Origin of the sequence: Enterobacter kobei (genome assembly GCF_001729765.1) — a bacterium.
Lineage (GTDB): Bacteria > Pseudomonadota > Gammaproteobacteria > Enterobacterales > Enterobacteriaceae > Enterobacter > Enterobacter kobei.
Genome location: NZ_CP017181.1, coordinates 3,106,821 through 3,130,245, shown reverse-complemented (window position 1 = coordinate 3,130,245; position 23,425 = coordinate 3,106,821). Strand labels below are relative to the sequence as shown.

Sequence of the window (23,425 nt, the reverse complement as noted above, 5' to 3'; positions counted from 1 at the left end):
TGACAGATCAGACCGGGAACATAGGTAACACTTTTAGTCTATCCGGAGCACACTCTGGGTTTTTCGGTCGTAGTACGCAAGCGTTATCCCATTAAAGATGATGGCCTCAAGGCCATCATCTTGTTCTTCCAGCATGATGTACTCCCCAGTCAGTGCTTCACTCAGGAACACCGTACCCTTTTTTCCCATATAGAGGGTCCCCCTCGATTTCACCCTGTAGACTGTACCTCCTTCCGGATAAGCATACTCAGGAACACGGCCATCCCAGTGTCGGTTTGAGGGTTGCCATACCGTTCCGGGCGTTGCTCCCGCCAGTGCTTCATGCGGCCTTTCGTAGTTAAATTCTTTCCGGTAGTCACTGAACCACCGCTGTTGTTCTTCCATCGTCATGAAGGTGTTGCCCTGTTTCACCGCACTTTTCAGGGAGCGGTGCATTCGCTCATGGCGGCCATTTTCTTCCGGATGCCCCTTTCTGATACGCTCCGGCCTGATGCCCAGCTTGATTAGCCAGACGGCAAGACGACTTAATCCGGCTATTCCTGTTCCCGCGAAGGGCTGGCCGTTATCGGTTCTAAGCACTTCCGGCAGACCATATTCCAGGAACGCATCCGTCAGGCACTCTCTGACAAAGGGTTCACTCTCACGGTGTGTTCCCCGGCAGCTGAGCAGATACCGGCTGTGATTATCGGTCAGGGTGAAAGGATGGCAGTACTCTCTGCTGAGCAGCCTGAACTTGCCTTTAAAATCAGCGCTCCAGACCTGATTGTTCTCACTGATGATGGTCAGGGGCTGGCGATTGCCTGGTGTTCTGCGTTTTCGTTTTTTATCCGGAACCAGGCCTTCGCGCTTGAGGATATCGCCGATAGTGCTGGCGGCAGGTACGGTAAAATCGACGTGATGATTGAGCAACCACATCCGCAGTTTTTTTGGCCCCCAGTCAGGGTGTTTTTGACGCAGGGCAGTCAGGTGTCCGGCGATATCATCAGGAACCGTCCGGGAGTGGGAGCGTGGCGCACGCGACCGGTCCGAGAGAGATGACAGGTCAGAAGGGTCAAAACGCTGAAGCCATTTATAGCCGGTTTTACGGCTGATGCCAAAAAGACGGCAAAGCGCGGAGAAGGAGTCCGTACCTGCATGGCAGGCACGGATAAAATCAAGGCGTTGCATAGGTCGGGTCTCAGTCCAGGGCATAGCGAGTCTCCTCTTCTATGCCAGTTATAACTGTTACCCATGTATCCGGTCTAAAGTGTTACCCATGTTTCCGGTTCATACCCTTCGCTTACCCGGCCTACAAATGGCACCATCACGTAGGTCGGGTAAGGCGAAGCCGCCACCCGACGTTAACGCAGCCGATAATGCATCAGATAGTACTCTCCGTCCGGAGAATCACCCGTTGCCTCAATGTGCCAGCCATGTCGCTGGTAAAACGCAATAGCCCGCCTGTTCTTCACCAGACACTTCAGTGCACCCGTGCTGGTAAACGTTTTCTGTACGTGCTCAAGTAACAGATGTCCGACACCCAGGCTCTGAGACTGCGGATCAACAAACAGGTTGTGCAGAAAATTATCGTTGGTCCAGACGGAAGCAAACCCCAGGCGATGGCCGTCCTGCTCCGCAACCCAGATGGCTTCGTCCCGGGTAGCGGCGTCGAAATCTTCCAGATGCCAGCCAGAGTCATCAAGCCAGGGCCAGGCATCGCGTCGGGCGTGGAGATAGAGCGTGCGCAGGAAAGGCCGATCGCTCTCCTGCCACGGACGGATGACGATCGTATCAGCGATGATAGAAGATATCCCCATTATAGGCTTTGTAGATTTTGCCATCTGCATCGCCAATCAGGACGTAGTTTTCGCCCATGTAGGTCCAGTGGGTCCCTGCATCTGGTGCCGGCAGGTTACGCAACTGATACTGTTTGATGGTGTATTCGGGCGTTTGATACTGCGCCGGTGCGGTATCGCCGATTTTGAACTTAGTGAAATCAGCGATGAACTCTTGTTCCTCATAGGCTTTGATGCCTGATGGCGCAGCGGCGGTTTGCGGGGCAGAAAATGCGGATCCCGCCAGAGACAGTAATACACCCAGAAGCAGCAATTTACGCTTAGCCATTTTTTCTCCAGTGATATCGTTACAGATGTTTTGTCTGCGGGCGCGCGTATGAAGCAAGGCAGACAGTCCATTTTAAGGATCAACGCAAGCCGTGTATGAAAAAAATGTAACAAAAATGGACAGTTTTGTGTAGTCGAACCGTGTGGGTCTTATTTGTGTGGTCGATATTTACCATTACTAATATTTGTTATTTTTATTAATCTATTCTGAAAATAACTTTTAGCATCAAAATTGCGCGGTTAAGCGAATGCTTTACTGAGGAATACCCTTTAGTATCGCCTTCGGATGAAGTGATATTACTTTTGATTTTATTAGACGATTGTGCATCGGCTCAGTTTTTTAAAGCGAATGTATTCGTTTTTAGAATTTCATGGTAATGCCATTAAAATAATAACTAATTATATTTCATGGTGTTAGTTGCATTCTTTTTGCAGATGTAACGCCTGGCGCAACGATAAACCAACATTTTATATAAATGAAAAACACAACTGCATTCCCACTACTCTTTCTTTTTCTTAGCCAGTTAACAGGGTGTGTATTTTCACCGGGTCAGCACTTAAGTCTGTCTGGAAAAAAAAGTTACGCCGAGTGAAGGAATTAATCATCAACTGGATAAACGTGTAGAAATTTTTCCAGTGACCCCTGGGTTGATTGAAAAACTGCGTCCGCCCGTATCGAAATCTCAGGCGAATCCTAATCTGGATGAGCAGCTCAAAAACTGGGAATACCGTATTGGCACAGGCGACATCCTGACGGTCACCGTCTGGGATCACCCTGAATTAACGACGCCTGCCGGGCAGTATCGTAGCGCGAGCGATGCGGGCAACTGGGTCAACGCCGACGGTACGCTTTTTTACCCCTATGTCGGTAAGCTGCACGTAGCGGGCAAAACAGTTTCACAGATACGTGAAGAGATTACCGCGCGACTGGATAAGGTCATTGAGAGCCCTCAGGTGGATGTCAGCATAGCCTCCTTCCGTTCGCAAAAAGCCTATATCACTGGTGAGGTAGAGAAATCGGGCCAGCAGCCCATTACCAATATTCCACTGACGGTGATGGATGCAGTCAACGCTGCTGGTGGGCTATCTGCGGATGCCGACTGGCGGAATGTGGTACTCACGCATAATGGTCAGGACTCACGCCTTTCCCTCTATGCCCTGATGCAGCACGGCGATTTAACGCAAAACAAGCTGCTTTATCCTGGCGATATCTTGTTTGTTCCCCGAAACGACGCGCTGAAAGTGTTCGTGATGGGGGAGGTGGTTAAACAGAGCACCCTTAAAATGGATCGTAGCGGCATGACGCTGGCCGAAGCGCTGGGAAATGCTGGCGGCTTAAACCAGAACATGGCCGATGCCACCGGCATTTTTGTTATTCGACAGGTAGCGAAAAAAGGCGACGCGGACAAAATTGCCAACATCTATCAACTGAATGCAGAAGATGCGTCAGCCATGGTACTAAGCACGGAATTTCAGCTGGAGCCGTATGACATTGTCTATGTGACCACCGCACCGCTTTCACGCTGGAATCGCGTCATTACCCAACTGGTGCCGACTATCACAGGTGTTCACGATCTGACCGAAACCGTCCGCTATATCAGATCGTGGCCGCAATAATGTTCAATTCAATCTTAGTGGTTTGCACAGGCAATATTTGCCGTTCGCCAATGGGTGAACGGCTGTTGCGCCAGCAGCTACCCGGCAGGCAGGTGACCTCGGCAGGTATCTTCGGTCTCGAAGGATGCCCGGCGGATGCCGCTGCGCAGGCCGTGGCCTGGCGTCATGGTATTTCGCTGGAGGGGCATGTTGCCCGCAAGGTGACGCGTAGCCTGTTACAAAAATCCGATTTGATTCTGGTGATGGAGCCGAAACACCTTCGTTTTATCGCCACTATGGCCCCGGAGAACCGGGGAAAATCGCTGCTATTTGGACAATGGCTGGAAACCAAGGACATTCCCGACCCGTATCACAAAAGTCGTGAAGCCTTCGAATATGTTTTCAACCAATTGGGAAAAGCCAGTCAGGAATGGGCTCGTCGTTTGAGTCAACAAGGAATGAAGCAGTAATGTCGTCTTCTAAATCAGACAAATTTGGTGCTGCGACACCGCAGAATAATGAAATCGATCTCATTCAGTTGCTTGCTGAGATGTTTGATCACCGGATCATGATTGCGTGTATCACACTCCTGTTCACGGTATGTGCGGGGATTTATGCATTCAGCGCCACGCCAGTTTATCAGGCTGATGCCCTGGTGCAGGTCGAGGCGAAGCAGGATAACTCGCTACTTAAAAGCTTAAGCCAGTTCGGGTCCGATCTCTCCCCCGATGTCGCCCCAGAACTTCTGCTCCTTAAATCACGGATGATTCTGGGAGAGACCGTTGATCAACTCGGGCTAACATACCACGTTAAGCGGCACGTACTCCCTGTTATCGGTCCTGTGTGGGAACAGATTCGGGGACGAAAATCTGATGAAATAACGATTGGCGCACTGACTATTCCGCTTCTGGAAGGTGAGCCACAAACGCTTTTACTCACCGTACAGGACCAGGGGCGATTTCATCTTGAGGGAAAGACGCTGGCTGTAGACGGCGTTGTGGGAAAAGCGCTGGTTAAAGATGGGGTATCTCTGCTGGTGACATCCCTCGATTCGGTTCCGGGTACCCAATTTATCCTCAAAACCGTCACGAAACTTGAAGCGATCAACGCCATTCAAAAGAGGCTTACGGTTGCTGAATCGGCGAAACAGAGCGGTATGATCGCGTTAACCATAGCGGGTGAAGACCCCAGTAAGATCGCCAGAGTGCTTAATACAATCGCTGAAAATTATCTCAGCCAGAATATCGCGCGTCAGGAAGCTCAAGATACCCGGAGCCTGACGTTTTTACAGACTCAATTACCGAAGATCAGTCGGGAGCTGGATGAAGCCGAAGCACGACTGAATGCCTACAGAGAAAAGCGGGATTCTGTCGACTTGTCTCTGGAGGCGAAGTCGGTTCTTGATCAGGTTGTTAATGTGGAAAACCAGCTTAACGAGCTGACATTCCGTGAAGCAGAGGTTTCTCAGCTTTTCAAGAAGGATCACCCCACTTACCGCGCGTTACGGGAAAAGAAACAAACGCTCGAGCAGGAACGTACGCGCCTCAACAAACGCGTTTCAGCCATGCCCTCCACGCAGCAGGAAATATTACGCCTGAGTCGTGACGTGGAATCCGGGCGTACCATCTACCTGCAGCTTCTGACGCGGCAGCAGGAGCTGAATATCTCCCGCTCCAGCGCGATTGGAAACGTGCGGATCATTGACCCGGCCGTGACGCAGCCCATTCCGATTAAACCGCGTAAAGCGCTTATTATTGTGCTGGGCATGCTGATGGGGTTAATGCTCTCGACCGGAACGGTTTTCGTGCGTTCGGCCTTTAAGCGGGGCATTACGTCATCTGAGCAACTTGAAGTGCAGGGAATACCGCTTCTGGCGACGCTCCCGCGCTCAGTCTGGCTCTGGAAAAAGACGCATCTGCGCAGGCGGAACCTGTTTGCTTCCCACTGGAAACACAGAACATCAAACGTACCTTTCCTGCCTGTTGACCGGCCGACCGATATGTTTATCGAAGCGGTGCGCGGGCTCCGTACCAGTCTGCATTTTACGATGATGGATGCAACAAACCGGATCGTAGTGGTGTCAGGCCCTACGCAGGACTGCGGAAAGACCCTGGTCAGTACCTCACTGGCGTCGATTGCGGCTCAGGCGGGACAGCGAGTCTTGTTTATTGATGCGGATATGCGCAAGGGGTATGTCCACAATATTTTCAAACTGAACAATCATCTTGGATTGTCCAGCGTGCTCGGAGGAAACGTAGAATGGCAGGACGCGGTTCAACGCTTTGACAAAGGCGGTTTTGATGTCCTGACCTGCGGACCCCGGCCTTCACATCCCGTTGATTTGCTCATGAGTGAACGCTTCCAGGCGGTAATGTCACGGATCGACACACTTTATGACATCGTCATTATCGACACCCCACCCGTACTTGCCGTGACGGATGCATTGCTGATCACCAGAGCCGCGGCCACCACGCTACTGGTTGCCCGTTTTGGAAAAACCAGCGGTAAAGAGGTCGAGCACTCACTGAAGCGTCTGCGGCAAACGGGCATGCAGGTGAATGGCGCTATCCTCAACGATATCGTGAAATCCGCTGCGCTCTATTACAACTCGGGCTATAGCCACTACGACTACGGTTACACTCAGGAATAAGCGTGGCGCGACACTTCTTTACAGCACCGCGCCGAACAGCCCGTTAAGATGACCTCCGTTACAACGAGAGGTCATAATGGATAACCGTAAATTGAGTCGACTGCGCCGTTGGGCGCGGGAAGGGATCATTTTCTTCCTTCTCGCGCTGGCCGTGATGTGGGGCGTGGATCAATACCGCAAGCCCACACTCCCCGCCAGTTTTAGCGCCACACCAATGCAAAGCATTGACGGAAAGCGCCACGATATCGAAGCGCTCAGCCAGGAGCGGCCACTGCTGATCTACGTCTGGGCCACCTGGTGTAGCATCTGCCGTTATACGACACCGGCGGTGGATAAGCTGGCAGAAGAGGGCGGTAACGTCATCAGTATTGCCATGCGTTCTGGTGATGATGCGAAGCTGGCTCGCTGGGTCGAGAAGAAAAGCCTGAGTATGCCGGTGATTAACGATCCAAACGGTGCGGTGTCACAACAGTGGCAGGTGAGCGTAACGCCGACGCTGGTGATTGTATCGAAGGGGAATGTGGTCAGTACCACAACGGGCTGGACGAGCTACTGGGGATTAAAAGTCAGGATGTGGTGGGCAGGTCTGTAAAAATAACCCCTCTCCCGGCGGGAGAGGGGTTTTGGATTACTTAGCCAGAACTTCCTGCGCGGTGCGCTCAACCAAAGACAGCAGGGTTTTGATATCCTCCAGCGTCACGGTTGGGTTCAGCAGCGTCAGCTTCAGGCAGGTAACGCCGTTATGCTCGGTCACACCGACGTTCGCGCGACCAGACTCCAGCAGCGCATCACCAATTTTCTGGTTCAGCAGGGCGATACCCGCATCGTCCATCTGCACCTGGCCACGGAAGCGGAACAGCACGCTTGCCAGCTGTGGCTGCATAACCAGTTCCAGAGCAGGCTGCTCTTTCACGTAGGCGGCAACCTGCTGCGCCAGCGTCACGCCGTGATCGATGATCGCGGCGTATTGCTCCTGACCCAGTGCTTCCAGGCTCATCCACAGCTTCAGCGCGTCGAAACGACGGGTCGTCTGCAGAGATTTGGACACCAGGTTTGGCACGCCCGCCTCTTCGTCGAACTCAGAGTTCAGGTAGGCAGCCTGATAGCGCATCAGTTCATAGTGACGTGCTTCTTTCAGCAGGAACGCGCCGCAGCTGATGGTCTGGAAGAACTGCTTGTGGAAGTCCAGCGTGACGGAATCCACCAGCTCAATACCGTCCAGGTAATGACGATACTGCTCAGACATCAGCAGCGCGCCGCCCCAGGCCGCATCAACGTGTACCCAGATGTTCTGCTTCGCCGCCAGTTCAGCAATCGCACGCAGCGGGTCGATAGCACCGGCATCGGTGGTACCGGCTGTCGCGACGATCGCCAGAATCTGCTCGCCGTTCGCGTTGCACTGTGCAATTTTCGCCGCCAGATCGGACAGAACCATACGGGAGAATTCATCCGTTTTCACCTGCACCACGGACTGGTAGCCCAGACCCATCAGCGCCATGTTTTTCTGCACGGAGAAGTGCGCGTTTTCGGAGCACAGTACGCGGATCTTACGCAGATCGCCCACCAGACCGTCCTGCTGAACGGAGTGACCCTGACGCGCGAAGAACGCATCACGGGCCAGCATCAGACCCATCAGGTTGCTCTGAGTGCCGCCGCTGGTGAAAACACCTGCGTCGCCAGCCTGATAACCCACGCGGGTACGCAGCCATTCGATCAGTTTGATCTCAATGATGGTTGCGGACGGGCTTTGATCCCAGGAGTCCATACTCTGGTTAGTGGCGTTAATCAGCACTTCTGCCGCCTGGCTTACGACCAGACTTGGGCAGTGCAGGTGCGCCACGCACTGTGGGTGATGAACGGACAAGCTGTCTTTCAGGAAGAACTCCACGGCGCGTTCAATCGCCGCTTCGTTGCCCAGCCCTTTTGGGTTGAAATCCAGCTTAATACGGTCGCGCAGTTCCGCGACCGTTTTGCCCTGGTACATCTCAGGCTGTTTCAGCCACTGCATCACAGCCTGAGTGCTTTGTTCAATCGCCTGCTGATAAGCGTCAATGCTCTGCGCAGAGGAGAACAAAATTGGGTTTGAATCTGACATCGTAATCAACTACTCCGGTTACGCCGGGCGAACGCCCGCAGCAAGCAGTGCCTGCTCGAATTTATCCAGGAAGATTTTCAGCTCTTCATCGCTGATCAGCAGAGAAGGCAGCAGACGCAGAACGATACCGTTGCGACCACCACGTTCCAGAATCAGACCGGCTTCGAAGCATTTCTTCTGAATCAGTGCAGACAGCTCGCCGTCGCCCGGGAAGCAACCCATGTGGTCAGCCGCTTCGTGTGGCTTAACGATCTCAATACCGATCATCATGCCCAGACCGCGAACGTGGCCGATGACCGGATAACGTTTCGCCATCTCTTTCAGCTGGCCTTTCAGCCATTCGCCCTGTGCAGCCACTTTGCCTGCGATGTTCTGGTCTTTCAGGATTTTCAGCGTCGTCAGACCGGTTGCCATCGCCAGCTGGTTGCCGCGGAAGGTGCCGGTGTGGTGACCCGGTGCCCATGCGTCGAACTGCTTTTTGATACCGAGCACGGCCAGCGGCAGACCGCCGCCAACGGCTTTAGACATCACGATAATGTCTGGCTCAATGCCCGCGTGTTCGAAGGCGAAGAATTTACCGGTACGGGCAAAGCCTGCCTGAACTTCGTCGAGGATCAGCAGAATGCCATGTTCCTGCGTCACTTTACGGATGCGCTGCAGCCACTCAGCCGGAGCCGGGTTCACGCCGCCTTCACCCTGAACGGCTTCGAGGATCACCGCTGCAGGTTTACGCACGCCGCTTTCAACGTCGTTAATCAGGTTGTCGAAGTAGTAGGTCAGCGCTTTAACACCCGCTTCACCACCGATACCCAGTGGGCAGCGGTATTCGTGCGGATAAGGCATGAACTGCACTTCTGGCATCATACCGTCAACCGCTTCTTTCGGAGACAGGTTACCCGTCACGGACAGTGCGCCGTGGGTCATCCCGTGGTAACCACCTGAGAAGCTGATGATACCGCTACGGCCGGTCACTTTTTTCGCCAGCTTCAGCGCCGCTTCAACGGCGTCAGCACCGGATGGACCGGTGAACTGCAGGCAGTACTCTTTGCCCTGACCCGGCAGCAGAGAGAGCAGGTATTCAGAAAACGCGTCTTTCAGAGGCGTCGTCAGATCCAGTGTATGTAACGGCAAGCCGCTGGTAATGACATTTTGGATGCTTTTCAGCACATCAGGATGGTTATGTCCAAGCGCAAGGGTCCCTGCACCTGCTAAACAGTCAAGGTATTCTTTATTATCTGCATCGGTGATCCACACGCCTTCTGCTTTAGTGATCGCTAAAGGCAGTTTGCGCGGATAACTCCTGACGTTAGATTCAAACTCGGCCTGACGGGCCAGATAGGTTTCGTTGCTTTTGTGGGCATCTACAGTGTCAATACGGACTTTATCCGTCATCATATCACTCCTACAACCGCCGCTTCGTTATGAGCCACGATTGAATAAAAAGTTAAAAAACAGATGGGGCCTGAAAAAAACGCCGCCAATATAGAGCCTTTTGCCACGGGGCTCAATGGTTAATTTGTTTACTGTTTTGTGACAGAGAGCATGGGGGGAGAAATATCCCCATTTTACGAACAATAATCTCGCTTTATGGCTAGCAAAAACAGTGGGTTATGATGGTTTTTCCAGAACTGTAAAATCAGCGAAAAGAGTGTGACAAATCGTGCCTTTCGTTGAAGTAAAAGGAGGCGCGCGGCCTCCTTGCGATCGTTATTACTGTTTAACCTGCAAAATGCCGTGGTCACGACCCTTCGTTTTATTCCAGGAAGCACCAATTATGCCGTTCTCATCAAGGCTCAAAGAGATAACAAATCCACCGCCATGAATTTCATAGAAGTTAGCGTTCACACGCTTAATGGTCGCCTTCTTGCCATTAATGGTGGCGCTAAAAAAGCCGTTTGAAATCGTGGCATTAAGCGCATCTGATGAGAATGAGGCTTCACGTAAAGGATCGTGAATGTCAGCCGATGACTGCTGTGCCTGGTTTTGGGCTTTGCTTTTATGGATATCGCACGTGCCATCGCTGGCGTTCATTTCCGTACATCCTGAACGCGCTAACTGCTCACGATAGTGCGAGCTAATGGCATGAGCCGGTAGCGCAGCGACAGCGAACAACAGAGCAATCAATGTAATTTGCGTTTTCATTGCTAAACCTTAGTTAGTTAGGGTGAGGGGGTTTCGTCTCTGTTGCTTCGGCTGCGTTAGCGTAACGCAACCCGCCAGCACAAATGCGTTGACCACGATTATCATGCACAACTTCATTTTATAGCCTTATAAATCACACAGAAAATAAGACACGTACATCACGCCGATCCAAATTCCGACACCAATGAGCATCAGGTATAGGGTGGCTGATAAAAATATATGTCTGAACATGCTTTTAGCTATCATCGCCATTCTCACCAGAGACGAGTGGGTTAGGGAAGGTGCGAATAAGCAGGTCATTTCTTCCCAAGCTGACTCGCTGATTAAAATTTCGCGGATCTGGGCCGATTTTTTTCCCGCAAACACATCGAATCAGCCTATTTAGGCTATTTTTTCCACCATTTCTGGCGTTATTTCCGGTTTTTACTGAGATCTCTCCCACTGACGTATCATTTGGTCCACCCGAAACAGGTTGGCCAGGGTGAATAACATCGCCAGTTGGTTATCGTTTTTCAGCAGCCCTTTGTATCTGGCTTTCACGAAGCCGAACTGCCGCTTGATGATGCGAAACGGGTGCTCCACCCTGGCACGGATGCTGGCTTTCATGTATTCGATGTTGATGGCCGTTTTGTTCTTGCGCGGATGCTGCTTCAAGGTTTTTACCTTGCCGGGACGCTCGGCGATCAGCCAGTCCACATCCACCTCGGCCAGCTCCTCGCGCTGTGGCGCTCCTTGGTAGCCGGCATCGGCTGAGACAAATTGCTCCTCTCCATGAAGCAGATTACCCAGCTGATTGAGGTCATGCTCGTTGGCCGCGGTGGTGACCAGGCTGTGGGTCAGGCCACTCTTGGCATCGACACCAATGTGGGCCTTCATGCCAAAGTGCCACTGATTGCCTTTCTTGGTCTGATGCATCTCCGGATCGCGTTGCTGCTCTTTGTTCTTGGTAGAGCTGGGTGCCTCAATGATGGTGGCATCCACCAAAGTGCCTTGGGTCATCATGACGCCTGCTTCGGCCAGCCAGCGATTGATGGTCTTGAACAATTGACGGGCCAGTTGATGCTGCTCGAGCAGGTGGCGGAAATTCATGATGGTGGTGCGATCCGGCAGGGCGCTATCCAGGGATAATCGGGCAAACAGGCGCATGGAGGCGATTTCGTACAGGGCATCTTCCATGGCACCGTCGCTCAGGTTGTACCAATGCTGCATGCAGTGAATACGCAGCATGGTCTCCAGCGGATAGGGCCGTCGGCCATTGCCCGCCTTGGGATAAAACGGCTCGATGACAGCGGTCATATTCTGCCATGGCAGAATCTGCTCCATGCGGGAGAGGAAAATCTCTTTTCGGGTCTGACGGCGCTTAGTGCTGAATTCACTATCGGCGAAGGTGAGTTGATGGCTCATGATGTCCCTCTGGGATGCGCTCCGGATGAATATGATGATCTCATATCAGGAACTTGTTCGCACCTTCCTTAAGAAAACGGTAAAATAAGCAGGTGAACGTGTATAAGGTGATTCGTTTCCCGGTCGCTGCTGTTATGAGTACCGCGATAAATCGAAACCCCTTGCGCCTGGCACGCCGCCGCGGTTACACTAAACAACAGCAATAAGCGTTAATTAACTCATTGTTTCAAAAGTATTTTGACTCGGGGTGCCCTTCTTTGTGAAGGCTGAGAAATACCCGTATTACCTGATCTGGATAATGCCAGCGTAGTCTGGCGGTTATTCATTGAAAATAAAAAGAAATTTCTAGCTTTAACGTCCTGTTTTGATAGTTCATTACTCAATGAGGCTTTCAGAATGGGCCACAGAACCATACGTCACACCATCACACGCAACGGGATTTATTACGTTCGTTTCCGCCTGCCCGGTAATAAATATTTTCGCAAGTCGCTGGAGACTGACAGCCACACCCAGGCGCAGTTGCTCATGTCTTTTGCTTCTCCTGTAATCCCTCTGGTTCAACGTGGAACCATCCAACCGGATCACTTCGGTAAGCGTCTTTCCGAGTATGGCAATAGCCTGAAGCAGCAGAATGAACAATGGCTGGCACAACAATTTCTCAGTGAAGAACGGCGCAATCTTCAGCCGATAGTTGTTCAGGAATACCGCGAGGTTGTTGCGCTTTCAGAAGATGAGGAAGAACAAACAGAAGCACAGTCAAAGGATGTGTTAACACTGGCTGGCGCTTGGAATATGTATAAAAAGGAGAAGGCTCAGAACTGGACGAAGGCAATTTCACAGGCTAATGAGCGCTTTATGGAAGTCATGTTCATTGTCCTCGGTGCATCAACAGACGTAACGACGATAACCAAGCAGGACATCAAGCAGGTGATGGAAGTTGTTGAAAACTTGCCAAAGCGTGTTGTGCAGCCTTATCGGTCAATGACGGTTCAGCAACTGATCGAGTGTGATGATGTTCCGCCAGAAGATTTGGTTGGCGCTGAGTCTATCCACAAGCATTTGAAGATTTACAAATCGCTGTTTAAAACCTTCCTGACTGACAATAAAGATATTCTGGAGAAATCACCGACTGATGGTGTAGTTGCTGCACCATCGAAAGCAAGGTTTGGCGCATATAGTGCAGCAGAAATGAGAAAGTTCGTGGGATGGGCGCTCAAGCAGCCTGACGGTTGGCAGAAGTGGATCACCTTGCTGTTGGCATATACGGGGGCCAGAAGAGGGGAGATCGCCAAGCTGGAAAAATCACAGATCAAATTTGATGAAGATAGCCAGCGGCACTATCTCCTGATAGCGGAAGGAGGGCAGGGTAAAACCGAGAACGCTACAAGGCAGGTGGCGATCCATCCCAAACTAATCGAGTGGGGTTTTCTTGAGTTTGTAAACCGTCAATGGAAAGAGAAGATTTTCTCACCTGTGTCGGGTAAAAACATGCCGAAGATCGGCAAAGTGCTTGCTGACGTTCGCGATCAACTTGGAATCCCTTACCTTGATGATTACGGACAACGCCGCCTGGTGCACAGTTTCAGACACACAATGATCTCAACCTGCTTGGCTGGTTGGGTTGGCAACTTGGCGCATTTGCAACAGGTGGTTGGTCATGAGAAGAGCGGCTCTGGAATCACTAGGCGCTATCTGCATACATTCCCGCTATCCACGGTATGCTATGTGGTTGATGGCTTGGATTGGTAATTGATTTCACTAACTCGGTTGGTATATTTGCGTAACAGATAATAGCAGTATCCATGGAAGGAGTATAAAAATCGCCCCCATCGTAGGGGGCGAAACAAAGACTACTTACTCTGATGCTACTTGAGTTTATTTTTTTATTGTTCGGATTTTAATCATTAAATCTTTACCGCTTGTGGTCAAAGTCCAAAATAAGTCATATTTTCCTGTTGTGGTCCTCAGATTTTCAACGTTGATTAGCCCGTATGCTTGTAATTGTATAGAGATAGTTTTTAAATCTTGAGATATGACCTTAGGTGAGCTTCCGCTTTGATTTTCTTTTTCTTTGGCTGCATCGCCTAAAGTTCGCGACACAATTGATTCATTGAGATGTTGTGTAAGATAGGGCGAGATAAGAGCAAAAATGTCTTTCCAGGACATCCTTGCATCCCATATTGATAACCTTTCACGGCTATTCTGGAAATAAGTAGATTGGCATTTAAACTCGAAAACACTCTCAAAATCAGCGAGGTTCAACTCTTCAGTTTTAGGGCTATGTGCTTTGAGTTGATCAAGATCAAACCTAAGTTGTTCATTTTCTTTTTGTAACTCTATAAGTGCTCTTAAATCGGATTCTTTAGAAGTTTGGTTTGCCCTAATCCAACCGACTGCTGGATACGTTTTCATTGTCTTGCTCATACTAAGGGCTACTAACCCTGGTAGGTCTTTTGCTGTTGCCCATGTTTTCCTGAGACGATTGGTTGAGGCCTTCTCTATGAATGCAACTAGCTTCTCTCTGAGTTCAGAATCTTTTTCAGATTTGGCTAAAGGTAGATTTTCCGGATTCTCATGTACTAAAACAACGACGCGTAAACCTTTTGAAACTGCGTAATCGAATTCCTTTTCGGTGTAACTTAAACCATCTTCCGCAACAGAGCCATAACGACCACCAATGATCAGCAGATAATAATCACAGTCATCAATTACTTTTTTTATGAACTCCCATTGGCCTTCATCGATTGCTGGGAACAACTCCATGCCTGCTGGAATGCAATCCATTTCCATCAGAGTTTGTATGACGTGTTTTCGTTCTTCTTCTAAATCCGTAAAAGTTGAACTTACGAAAACCTGGTAACGTTTATCCATTTTTATCCCTTGAAAGAGGAAGGGGCATGAGCCCCTTCATTCAACATTAACCAGCGTGACGGTAGGATTCACGCACACCATCACGATAACCATCAGCAAACGCTGCTTGAGGACTTTTGTGGCGAACGGTTCCCGCCTGGCTATCAGGTAAGGCGGCTAAGTCTACCCAAACCTGACCTGTGCGAGCCAAGCCAGCGCGGTAACCCTGATCGTAAGCGCAGCCACAACATTTATGGCGACCTTCACCACCTTGATCGTGAGGTAAGCTAATGAAAAGAGTGTTGTAACGGTGTGATTGTTTACAAATAGTCATGCATTGCTCCTTATGAGCGTCATTTTAAGGTTTACATGATCCTCTTTGCCTGGCACAATCAAGCCGTCAAAAATGAAGGCAAGGCTAAGATTCATACGAGTTTGGCGACTCGTATTGGTCATGCTTTGTAAGCCGGGTTCATGCAAATGAATCCGGTTTTTTTGAGCCTAAAATTCAGGCGCGGCACTACATGTGGGGGTGGTCAATCAATAGCGGCCCCACATAGTCGATATTCTAGTGATGATTCTTTTCTGCACAAGGGTTGATTTTGACGTTAAATTGAGGTTGTGAAAGGGTAAAAATGCAAAACCCTACACAGCATAAGGCCTGGAAGAGATGTCAATAATTAAGAAAAAAAATTCAAAATCTGATCGAGTGCTGATTTCTTCAACGGGAGGTCAGAATTGCGCAACATGATGTCGCGCAATCTTTATAAGAATAATGAATGTTGCCAGTGGTTTTGATAGTTACGTGCAACATATAGATAACATATATGTGTGCGTAACGATGGAAGTAAGAATGCACTCGTAACAGTTGGTGATCTGCTAGACCGTCAGCCCAGACCCTCGGTGAAAAGCGCTTTTCTTCGCCAAATATCGCTACGTGATGCTTTCAGCGACTCGCCTCACTGCAACAAGCAGTGCAGTTACACAATGCTGCTTTGGGCTGACGCAAGGGAGATAACTTGATGTTTTGAAGTGCCTCTGTTCACTAATTGTACAGCCATTTAACATATTGTATCTTATAAGTACTTGACTGGAATAGTCAGGTATTGCTTTTCGGAGCGTTGATGCGAAGCGGGGTACACAACAGCGATTTCATCAACAGAAGGAAAGCATTAGAGAGGATTCGAGGTGAGTTCTCTTGTTCAAGGATTTTGGATGAGTTTGTCTGGTCACCACACAATTTCAGGTTTTAGGCCTTTGAGGCTGCCAGTGTGTCAAACGCCATAAAAGCACATTTTTCTGTTTACCAGCAGACACAAAGCCACTACAGCGACGTTACCACAACGGGGTGAAGGACTATCGTCACCTGGCGAAATTCTCCCGCCCTTGCAGGTCACGGATACGTACCTTTTCCCGCACCAGCGCAAGCCGTCCCACCAATAGTCCCGTATGCTCCACCAGAAGCCCGTAGCGGCGTTATCTCCACACAATCGTGAACTGACCCACCCATAGCACAGCGCCCCGCTGAGAAGCTCTGACACGCCCAGAAATGGATGATTTTTCGTTGATTTTGCGAAGAAAATTAATTTTTTCGGTATGGAAGGGCGGATCGGTGATTGTGTTTAGCTGCGCCACAGATGACGGATCTGCTTAGGCCGCGACATTACTGGCTTCGCTGCATGCACCACACCATAACGCCCATAGGTACAGACTTGTGATTTGTACGCTTAGTGATCACTTTAGCATGATTAACTACGGGTTATAGGGTATTTGAGGTGCATTTAATCTATTTTGTTCGCAGGATAGCCAATGATAAAGATCATCCACCAAATTTTCACAGAAAACTAGTATAGGGTTGCCAATCTTAAGCCAGCGCGGAGAATGGTCGGTACTTTCAGATGAAAGCGGGGGAGGGAGATGATCAATTCTCGGAGCGGATCAGGCGTCTGGACCGCCTCAGGTGTTGCCGTTGATTGTGCCATTGAAGCATGACGCGGACATATCAAACCAGAAGTTTTCATCAGTGCGTTGGCCGCGTGGATGACTTGGAAAATTCTCACCCGGTGATACCTGCGCGATTTTCGTGTACCCACCCCCTCGATTTTCGAGCACCTACCTGCACGATTTTCGAGTAGGGGGTAGTCGATTTTCGAGCACAATAATAATAAATAACAATCTCCATAAAAGAACTGATAAGAAAAGTACCTCCAGGTCGAGAGCACGGAATGACGGTTGGTCATTCTGTTAGTTTTAATAGTGATGCTTCTGCATCGCTCCGCTCTGCAATGGCTGGTCAGCCACTTCAGATATGTTTGTGGTAAGAAGCTCACCTTCGCTGACGTGAAACAGCCACGCCATCTCGTGACCTTCTAACCCTCGTTAACACATCGCTACGCTCTGTGACTCGGGTAACCCGACAGGCTACGCCAGAGAGCTACGCTCTCACTCTGTGTGGAAGCTGCGAACTTGTTCGCCATATGTGGATCGGAGCACGGCGGAGAGGACTGCTTTGCATCTGTCCGGTTCACTCCGGGGCGAGGCGGGTTAACTAACTGACCTCCTCAACGCGTCTCTACGGCGTTTAAATGGTGGTGGTGATGCGTATGTACTCCTATGGTGACAGGTCCTCGCAGAACGCGTCACAGAGCGATTTAGCCCTATTGACAAAGATTTCGGTAATTGATAATGTGATGATGAGGTATTATAAAGCTTGCTAAAATAAAGCTTTCTTTTTGAAGTGAAAACTGATATAATAGATAGGTAGGGTAATGATTTTCCTACGAATCCTCGAATAATTCTGCCGTCATCACGACATCCCTTGTCAATCTCACGGCAATACAAAATTGGTACAAAAAGACCTCCGCTAATAATTTTAACAAAAACGGAGAACCCAATGAATAAACCGAAATCCCAACGTCTCGACCTGACCACTATGACAGGCGAGCAGATCGCTGATCTCATCCTGAATGGCAAATACACCAAGTCCGCGTTATGGGCCTTCATTAGTAGGAACGGTGGCGCGGATGCTGTACATGCTCGCTTCCCACAGGTCGCCGTCTGCTTGCAAATTCTGAAACAGGAACGGAAGAAGGCGAAGCAGGCGCGAGCGTTGAAAACTGTGCTTAAGCCGCTAAGCGAGAAATACGCCAAGGGTCACAGCCTGACTGAAATCCTGGCACCAGTACTCCAGGGTTACCGCACTCTATATCGTGAAAAACTCAATCTGGACCTGACACTGGAACAGGTGAACCTACTCTTGATCGCCACTGATGGTGTGGAACGTCTGGAATCCTACGGTTACACCTGTGCGGGTGAATTCCCGACCGCAACCGCAGCCTAACAAAACTAAACAAAACATGAGCCGGTTCGCCTTCTGGGCGACCACTGGCGAGGTTTCTTTTGTACCCAAATCGAGGAGGACAACTTGCATGAATATCAAATTCCAGCAGCACGTTTATCAAGCTCTACTGGCTGAAGCTAACAGGCAGGATAAGCCACTGGCACGGCTCTGTAATGAAATCTTGGAGACTGCCGCGCACATTTTCGACAACACACCAGATATCAAACCAGCATTAGCCAGCAAGGCGACACTTTACGGAGAACAGAATGAGCAAACAGAACCGGGACAGTAAGGATTTTGTAAAACTTGAATACAGCATTCTCGACCTTACCGAGTACAACGGCCTGACCATTAATGGCAACATGAAAATTTTGCTATCTCTGGTTTACAGCTATGACAAAACAGGCAGAACTTATTACGAGTCTGTTGGCATGATTGGTAAACGTTGCGGCTGCAAGCCCGAAGCCGTTCGTAATTTCAGGAACAAGCTTCGTGAAGCGGGAATGATCACTTTTGAGGAAGAGCAGGGGAGAACACACAAAATTTCTCCGGTCGAACTCGATCCATCGTTGATGGTTTTTCTTGACGATCATAATTCCACGCAGGTGAGTAATAGAAAAGTGGAAACCGAGGAAAGCGGTAAGAATGAGCAGAAACGTGATGTGGAATCTTTCGTGGTGGAACCTGCCGCGCCTGTTGCTGGAAAACCAGACGGCCTACCTGATGTGGATACTCCTGTCGATGCTGATGTACCTGCCAATGATGATGCGGTGAACGCTTCTGATAGGTATACCGATGAACAATTAGGCACCAAGCTGAGGCGATGGCGCAATTGGGGACTGGATGAAGAAGCAAAAGCGTTTTGTCTCTCTCATGGTATCAGCAGCGATGAGGACAGCATGAATCTGTTTATTCAAAATTATCATGTACCCGCACCGGCGTCAGCAGAACAACAGGTTAACGCCCCAGCAGATGAGCTGCCGCTTGATTATGATGACTCGATCCCTTTCTGATACTGGAGGAATAATTGTGTGATGTTGCCAACAGCCTGACGGCTGAAACCCTTACGGTGCGAAGCACTTTACCCGAGGTAAACACCTCCGGTGCTGAAGCCCCTGATTTGTCCCGTTTTTACAAGGCCCGCTCTCGTGATACCTCGCTGATCGAGACTGCTAAAAAAATGCTCGTTCACGGTTACACCCCAGGCAAAACGGCGCTGCTCCTACGCTTGCCGTATGACCTGGTAAAAGGCCTTTACGATAACTCGTGGAATCCTCGCTGTCGCAAGATAAGCAATACAAGTCAGTACGCTACTAAGCGAATGGCCCGAATGTACTACGAATCCGGCGCGATGCTGGCAAAAATCTGTGCTGACCTTCAACTGCCTTTATTCACCGTGGTAACGCTGCTCAAGCGTGAAGGAATCACTGAAAAAGAAATGGCATCTCGAATGCCGGATCATACTGATCCGTTGTTGTGGCCTATCGTGAAACAGTCGCCAGAAAACAGAAGAACCCGCAGCGACGTTCACCACGCCTGCACTACTAACAACCTGAAAGGGTTAACAGCAATTGCTGTTAATCGCCTTGCGATGCACTGATCCAACCCCAGCCGGGGAAACTTGACCCTATTTGAATATTTATCCTTTCTGCCGTTAGCGGTAGCCGGTTTTCTATGGCTCCGTGACGGCCTGGACCTCTACAGGAAACATAACAATATGAATAACATTGAAGCAATCCGCGCCAGTATCTGGGAAGCAATGACCGCAGGAACAGACGAACCGGAAGATCTGAACAAATCCGCTGAAGAAGCATTGGCGGAGGCGGTGCAGAGTTACCTGTCCGCTTCGACTACAACAGCCAGCGAGCCAGCCCCAAAAAGTGGCAAAACCATCAAGGAAAAAGGGATCGCTCTGTGCCACCAGGCCCAAGGTTATAGCGCTAATCTGCGTCCGGTCAGCCTCATGATGAAGGCAAGCCTTGATGAGCTAACACCTGAACAACGCGCCGCGCTTGATCGTCTGGGTTACGTTATCAATCAGGGGGAATGATGTCCGGTACAAATAAGATTGTTAGTAGCCTAATTAATACGGTCTCCTGGCAGGTCGATTCAAACTCATTTTCACGCGCCCGCAACAAAATCAAGAGCCTGAAAAAATATGCGGAGTCAGCGGGAAAGTCTTTCGATCAGGCGACACGAAAGCTACAACAAGCCAACGGCAAGACCCAGCTACAGCAGGCGCGAGCAGAAACGCAGAGATTGAAGCTCAATCAGCGATTAACCGCTGAGGCTCAGAAACAAAGTGCCATCAATGCACGTATAGCGACCAACGAACAGCGCCATGCTCAACGTATGGCTGCGATTGCAGCACGTAACCCAGCAGCGGGCGGTCTGGTTCCTAAAAGTGTCCGTGGTCTCAGTGAGGCAATCAGAGCACAGCGTGAACAGGCCGACCTAGAGAGACGCACTCAGCAGATCCGCACCAAAGGTATTCGCTTTAGCACTGCCACCAATGGTTACAACCTGACACCACGCCAGCGAGCGCAAGCGATTCAGGACTTCGCACAGCTTACTAAAGAGTATCATCGGGGCGGACTTGCCCTTTCCGAGTACAACGCAAGGGTGAGCAAACTCCAGCAGCGTTTAAGGCAGCAGGGCGGGTTAGTCAAAAAGCCGGTTACCATCCCAGTTAAAGCTAAAGTGACGGGCCTTGATACATCGCTTCTTGACCATGCTGGGGGAGCTATCACCATCGCTGCTTCAATTGGTTTAGGGCGTAGTGTGATGGAAACAGGCCAGAACTTTGAGAGTGCTCTCTCTGGTCTGACGGCAATTACTGGTTCAGCTCAAGATGCAGCGAAAGAATTTGAATATCTGCAACAGCAGTCTAATCGCCTTGGTCTGGATTTACTCAGCACTGCGAAGGATTACACACAATTTTCGGCGGCTGTTGGTAAGAAACTGCCACTTGACCAGATTCATCAGATTTTCCAGTCCACGTCTGAGTATGGTCTTGTTGTTGGTGCTACAGCAGAGCAGCAATCTCTAGCGCTGAAGGCTCTTAACCAAATGATGAGCAAGGGCCAGGTTATGAGTGAAGAACTCAAAGGCCAGCTTTCTGAAAGTCTCCCTGGTGCTGTTGGTTTGTTTGTAAAAGCGCTCAATAAAATGAAAGGTGCTACCAACCTGACAGAGCAAGATTTATTCAAGCTCATGCAGGACGGCAAACTGATGTCGAAAGATATCCTTCCTTTTGTCGCTGAAGAGATGGCACAAACAGCGCGGGCAGGTGGAGCGCTTGAAAAAGCCATGAAGTCAAACCGTGCAGCTTTTCAGCGTCTCAAAACCTCTATGCAGAATTCTATGAATAATGCATTTCTTGCTGGGTTTGGAGATGAGTTAACCGAGACATTCAATGGGTTAACCTCAGCGATTAACAGCAACCAGGACGCATTTAAGACCCTCGGCGCGGTAGCAGGAAAGATCACGGCGGGATTCACCGATGCGGGTTACACGGTCTATAACAGCTTCATTCTCATTGAAGCGCTGATCAAAAAGTATGTTCCTCAATTGTCCAAGACATTCGAGGGATTCGGCAATACAGCAGCATATGCGGCAGGAATTGCGATCTTCACTGGGGCGATCTTCAAGTTAGCTGGCGCATTGAGGTGGCTTGTCAGCTTCGCGAATCCGTTGAAAGGTCTGCTTGGTACTCTTGCTGGAATCGGTGCTCTTGGTGGGATTGCCACCCCAGGAACCGATAACACCAGACCAGGGAAAGATGGCAAACCAGCTAAAGGCGGTAAAGGTGGGAGCTTCTCTATCGGTCTTCCTGCGATCATGGCTGGTGTAAGTCTCAATAATCGTCTTAGCGAGATTCAGGCTGATCCTGATGCCTTCATGAAGAAGGTGCAGGCCAACAACGACAGGCCTACCCTTTGGACTGACATCAAAAACTTCTTTGCTGATCATGCTCAAGGTTTCACTAATGCATTTGCGGGGATGAATACCTTACCCGGAATTCAACCAGCTACCGCAGGCATGGCACAACTACCGGGAATTGATAATCTTGCCTATGGCATGAACCTTGGAAAGCCGTTCAGTGTTGAAGGCAAGGCTGATCTGACTGTGACCAACGAGGTTAAACTCAGCATTGACGATAGCAAATTCAGCGATGCAATTAAGGCCGAAGTACAAGAGCAGGATAGGAAAAATACCAATCTAATACTTGGGATTTCTGGCTAATTAATATACCGGCGGCGAATATGCCGCCTCTATCTCAATATTGCAAATTCCACATATCAAATTTATCGAGAAGTCAATATGTTTCCGTGAAATTTGTTGCAAAAGAAATAATCCCGTGATAAAATAATATACAAGGTGAATTACAACAGCCAAATGTATTTTTCCCTTTCTCCTTAATTAAAGTGCCTGTGTGAACACCGTGCGGGCCTTTTCTCATACAGCCAATATCCGCACCCTCTCACGGTAAGGTTAGGCCATTGCCGCTGGCTGTATCAGAAAAGATTTCCACCCAAGGTGGATTTGCCAAGTCCTGTCCTCCTCGACAGGCCGTCTTGTCAGACGAAAACTGGCATTGAGTGCGGCAGCGAAGATATGAGGTCTCCCGCTGCTGTGCTCCCTCATTCCTAAAGCGTGACCCACCGATCATGCTTTCCAAATATCTCCATCAGAAAACTACTGACCTACACCAGGCGGGATATTCTCGCCTTGGTCTTTTTTATCGCTGGTAGCGATTTGACAGAGTCAAACCAGATAACGGGGATTTTCTGCTGGAACACGAATAAAAGAATGCCGTCCTATGGACGGTATTTTTTCAACTCTTCCTGGCATATTCGCCGGATTATAAAACTGCATGGAGAAAAATATGTCATTCGAACACGAAAGCAAAACCCCACAGGATGTATTGGTTTATACCGATTCACCGATCTTTCATAAGCGCACCGTGATCCTTGATCTGGCTGCTGACGTGAATTGTGGTGATGTGATTAACCCGACCACTGGCGCGGCATACGTTGCTGCCGATGCTGATAACTGTGCTGTTGCACTGCAAAATCAAATCGCTGGTGATGCCCGTAGCCTGGTCATTTCAGACCGTGGCTGTGTGTTCAATCCATCTGGTCTGGTTGTAGCGGCTGCTGCAAAAGATGCTGCTTACGCTGCCCTTGTTAAGCAAGGCAACCGCATTGCTGACGCAAACACTGCAATCTAATCAAGGAGTGATA

20 protein-coding genes, 1 pseudogene and 1 riboswitch are annotated in these 23,425 nt (G+C 49.9%); of the genes and pseudogenes, 12 read left to right on the top strand and 9 right to left on the bottom strand.

Translation table 11 applies throughout. From position 1 onward, the window contains the following. Positions 1-33 precede the first annotated feature (33 nt). From BFV64_RS15040 to BFV64_RS15030, 3 genes are all read right to left on the bottom strand, one after another. Positions 34-1,191, bottom strand: coding sequence for a DDE-type integrase/transposase/recombinase (locus BFV64_RS15040; protein WP_045282386.1), 1,158 nt, complete (start codon positions 1,189-1,191; stop codon positions 34-36). Between the two features lie 149 nt (positions 1,192-1,340). Then, positions 1,341-1,796, bottom strand: a complete 456-nt coding sequence (locus BFV64_RS15035; protein WP_224955253.1) for a GNAT family N-acetyltransferase — start codon at positions 1,794-1,796, stop codon at positions 1,341-1,343. Next, complete coding sequence (locus BFV64_RS15030) at positions 1,771-2,103, bottom strand: RcnB family protein (RefSeq protein ID WP_008500887.1); 333 nt, start codon at positions 2,101-2,103, stop codon at positions 1,771-1,773. Before BFV64_RS15030 ends, BFV64_RS15035 begins: the two co-directional genes overlap by 26 nt. 475 nt (positions 2,104-2,578) lie before the next feature. Between BFV64_RS15030 and BFV64_RS15025 the strand changes: the two are divergent. The 4 genes and pseudogenes from BFV64_RS15025 (at position 2,579) to BFV64_RS15010 (ending at position 6,940) form a co-directional block, all read left to right on the top strand. Next, a pseudogene (locus BFV64_RS15025) lies at positions 2,579-3,719 on the top strand (polysaccharide export protein). After that, the gene (locus tag BFV64_RS15020; RefSeq protein ID WP_023330908.1) at positions 3,719-4,168 is read left to right on the top strand and encodes an arsenate reductase/protein-tyrosine-phosphatase family protein; all 450 of its coding nucleotides are present in this window, start codon (positions 3,719-3,721) and stop codon (positions 4,166-4,168) included. The pseudogene BFV64_RS15025 and the gene BFV64_RS15020 overlap by 1 nt, the downstream one beginning before the upstream one ends. Then, positions 4,168-6,348, top strand: coding sequence for a polysaccharide biosynthesis tyrosine autokinase (locus tag BFV64_RS15015; RefSeq protein ID WP_069602239.1), 2,181 nt, complete (start codon positions 4,168-4,170; stop codon positions 6,346-6,348). The genes BFV64_RS15020 and BFV64_RS15015 overlap by 1 nt, the downstream gene beginning before the upstream one ends. Before the next feature lie 76 nt (positions 6,349-6,424). Beyond that, positions 6,425-6,940: a protein disulfide oxidoreductase gene (locus BFV64_RS15010; RefSeq protein WP_014884535.1), complete on the top strand. Its 516-nt coding sequence runs from the start codon at positions 6,425-6,427 to the stop codon at positions 6,938-6,940. A gap of 36 nt (positions 6,941-6,976) precedes the next feature. Here BFV64_RS15010 and BFV64_RS15005 read toward each other — a convergent pair whose 3' ends face one another. The 5 genes from BFV64_RS15005 to BFV64_RS14985 form a co-directional block, all read right to left on the bottom strand. Continuing rightward, positions 6,977-8,443 carry a pyridoxal phosphate-dependent decarboxylase family protein gene (locus tag BFV64_RS15005; RefSeq protein WP_069602238.1) on the bottom strand — a complete coding sequence of 489 codons (1,467 nt, stop codon included), beginning with the start codon at positions 8,441-8,443 and terminating at the stop codon, positions 6,977-6,979. A gap of 18 nt (positions 8,444-8,461) precedes the next feature. After that, on the bottom strand, positions 8,462-9,838 hold the full coding sequence (locus tag BFV64_RS15000) for a diaminobutyrate--2-oxoglutarate transaminase (RefSeq protein ID WP_014884533.1): 1,377 nt from the start codon (positions 9,836-9,838) through the stop codon (positions 8,462-8,464). Between the two features lie 315 nt (positions 9,839-10,153). Then, the gene (locus BFV64_RS14995; protein WP_045135122.1) at positions 10,154-10,585 is read right to left on the bottom strand and encodes a hypothetical protein; all 432 of its coding nucleotides are present in this window, start codon (positions 10,583-10,585) and stop codon (positions 10,154-10,156) included. Positions 10,586-10,820: 235 nt separating this feature from the next. Beyond that, entirely contained in the window at positions 10,821-11,027 is a 207-nt protein-coding gene (locus tag BFV64_RS26065; RefSeq protein WP_081330967.1) for a hypothetical protein, read from the bottom strand. Beyond that, positions 11,009-11,989, bottom strand: coding sequence for an IS5-like element ISKpn26 family transposase (locus tag BFV64_RS14985; RefSeq protein WP_000019445.1), 981 nt, complete (start codon positions 11,987-11,989; stop codon positions 11,009-11,011). Before BFV64_RS14985 ends, BFV64_RS26065 begins: the two co-directional genes overlap by 19 nt. A 233-nt stretch (positions 11,990-12,222) precedes the next feature. Then, positions 12,223-12,322: riboswitch (TPP riboswitch) on the top strand. 63 nt (positions 12,323-12,385) lie between these two features. Between BFV64_RS14985 and BFV64_RS14980 the strand changes: the two genes are divergently transcribed. Continuing rightward, entirely contained in the window at positions 12,386-13,738 is a 1,353-nt protein-coding gene (locus BFV64_RS14980; protein WP_058841496.1) for a tyrosine-type recombinase/integrase, read from the top strand. Positions 13,739-13,864: 126 nt separating this feature from the next. Here the strand turns inward: BFV64_RS14980 and BFV64_RS14975 are convergent, their stop codons facing one another. Continuing rightward, positions 13,865-14,860: a DUF4062 domain-containing protein gene (locus tag BFV64_RS14975; RefSeq protein ID WP_058841495.1), complete on the bottom strand. Its 996-nt coding sequence runs from the start codon at positions 14,858-14,860 to the stop codon at positions 13,865-13,867. A gap of 2,872 nt (positions 14,861-17,732) precedes the next feature. Here BFV64_RS14975 and BFV64_RS14970 point away from each other — a divergent pair. From BFV64_RS14970 to BFV64_RS14940, 7 genes are all read left to right on the top strand, one after another. Beyond that, positions 17,733-18,179 (top strand): hypothetical protein, encoded by a 447-nt coding sequence (locus BFV64_RS14970; protein WP_069602237.1) that lies wholly within the window; start codon positions 17,733-17,735, stop codon positions 18,177-18,179. Between the two features lie 88 nt (positions 18,180-18,267). Continuing rightward, positions 18,268-18,471 carry a hypothetical protein gene (locus tag BFV64_RS14965; protein ID WP_069602236.1) on the top strand — a complete coding sequence of 68 codons (204 nt, stop codon included), beginning with the start codon at positions 18,268-18,270 and terminating at the stop codon, positions 18,469-18,471. Beyond that, complete coding sequence (locus BFV64_RS14960; protein ID WP_069602235.1) at positions 18,446-19,192, top strand: hypothetical protein; 747 nt, start codon at positions 18,446-18,448, stop codon at positions 19,190-19,192. The genes BFV64_RS14965 and BFV64_RS14960 overlap by 26 nt, the downstream gene beginning before the upstream one ends. A 14-nt stretch (positions 19,193-19,206) precedes the next feature. Beyond that, complete coding sequence (locus BFV64_RS14955) at positions 19,207-19,779, top strand: hypothetical protein (protein ID WP_235611122.1); 573 nt, start codon at positions 19,207-19,209, stop codon at positions 19,777-19,779. A 117-nt stretch (positions 19,780-19,896) separates the two neighbouring features. Next, entirely contained in the window at positions 19,897-20,229 is a 333-nt protein-coding gene (locus BFV64_RS14950; protein WP_069602234.1) for a hypothetical protein, read from the top strand. Continuing rightward, the gene (locus BFV64_RS14945; protein ID WP_069602233.1) at positions 20,229-22,424 is read left to right on the top strand and encodes a tape measure protein; all 2,196 of its coding nucleotides are present in this window, start codon (positions 20,229-20,231) and stop codon (positions 22,422-22,424) included. Before BFV64_RS14950 ends, BFV64_RS14945 begins: the two co-directional genes overlap by 1 nt. A 643-nt stretch (positions 22,425-23,067) precedes the next feature. Continuing rightward, positions 23,068-23,412, top strand: coding sequence for a hypothetical protein (locus BFV64_RS14940; protein WP_069602232.1), 345 nt, complete (start codon positions 23,068-23,070; stop codon positions 23,410-23,412). The last annotated feature ends 13 nt before the right edge of the window (positions 23,413-23,425 follow it).

What these genes read in the sequence shown, in the direction of transcription:
- BFV64_RS14945 (WP_069602233.1), top strand. Translation starts at nt 20,229, where the DNA reads ATGTCCGGTACAAATAAGATTGTTAGTAGCCTAATTAATACGGTCTCC.
- BFV64_RS14960 (WP_069602235.1), top strand. Translation starts at nt 18,446, where the DNA reads ATGAGCAAACAGAACCGGGACAGTAAGGATTTTGTAAAACTTGAATAC.
- BFV64_RS15015 (WP_069602239.1), top strand. Translation starts at nt 4,168, where the DNA reads ATGTCGTCTTCTAAATCAGACAAATTTGGTGCTGCGACACCGCAGAAT.
- BFV64_RS14970 (WP_069602237.1), top strand. Translation starts at nt 17,733, where the DNA reads ATGAATAAACCGAAATCCCAACGTCTCGACCTGACCACTATGACAGGC.
- BFV64_RS15010 (WP_014884535.1), top strand. Translation starts at nt 6,425, where the DNA reads ATGGATAACCGTAAATTGAGTCGACTGCGCCGTTGGGCGCGGGAAGGG.
- BFV64_RS14950 (WP_069602234.1), top strand. Translation starts at nt 19,897, where the DNA reads ATGAATAACATTGAAGCAATCCGCGCCAGTATCTGGGAAGCAATGACC.
- BFV64_RS14940 (WP_069602232.1), top strand. Translation starts at nt 23,068, where the DNA reads ATGTCATTCGAACACGAAAGCAAAACCCCACAGGATGTATTGGTTTAT.
- BFV64_RS14985 (WP_000019445.1), bottom strand. Translation starts at nt 11,989, where the DNA reads ATGAGCCATCAACTCACCTTCGCCGATAGTGAATTCAGCACTAAGCGC.
- BFV64_RS15040 (WP_045282386.1), bottom strand. Translation starts at nt 1,191, where the DNA reads ATGCCCTGGACTGAGACCCGACCTATGCAACGCCTTGATTTTATCCGT.
- BFV64_RS14980 (WP_058841496.1), top strand. Translation starts at nt 12,386, where the DNA reads ATGGGCCACAGAACCATACGTCACACCATCACACGCAACGGGATTTAT.
- BFV64_RS14995 (WP_045135122.1), bottom strand. Translation starts at nt 10,585, where the DNA reads ATGAAAACGCAAATTACATTGATTGCTCTGTTGTTCGCTGTCGCTGCG.
- BFV64_RS15000 (WP_014884533.1), bottom strand. Translation starts at nt 9,838, where the DNA reads ATGATGACGGATAAAGTCCGTATTGACACTGTAGATGCCCACAAAAGC.
- BFV64_RS14965 (WP_069602236.1), top strand. Translation starts at nt 18,268, where the DNA reads ATGAATATCAAATTCCAGCAGCACGTTTATCAAGCTCTACTGGCTGAA.
- BFV64_RS15005 (WP_069602238.1), bottom strand. Translation starts at nt 8,443, where the DNA reads ATGTCAGATTCAAACCCAATTTTGTTCTCCTCTGCGCAGAGCATTGAC.
- BFV64_RS15035 (WP_224955253.1), bottom strand. Translation starts at nt 1,796, where the DNA reads ATGGGGATATCTTCTATCATCGCTGATACGATCGTCATCCGTCCGTGG.
- BFV64_RS14975 (WP_058841495.1), bottom strand. Translation starts at nt 14,860, where the DNA reads ATGGATAAACGTTACCAGGTTTTCGTAAGTTCAACTTTTACGGATTTA.
- BFV64_RS15020 (WP_023330908.1), top strand. Translation starts at nt 3,719, where the DNA reads ATGTTCAATTCAATCTTAGTGGTTTGCACAGGCAATATTTGCCGTTCG.
- BFV64_RS15030 (WP_008500887.1), bottom strand. Translation starts at nt 2,103, where the DNA reads ATGGCTAAGCGTAAATTGCTGCTTCTGGGTGTATTACTGTCTCTGGCG.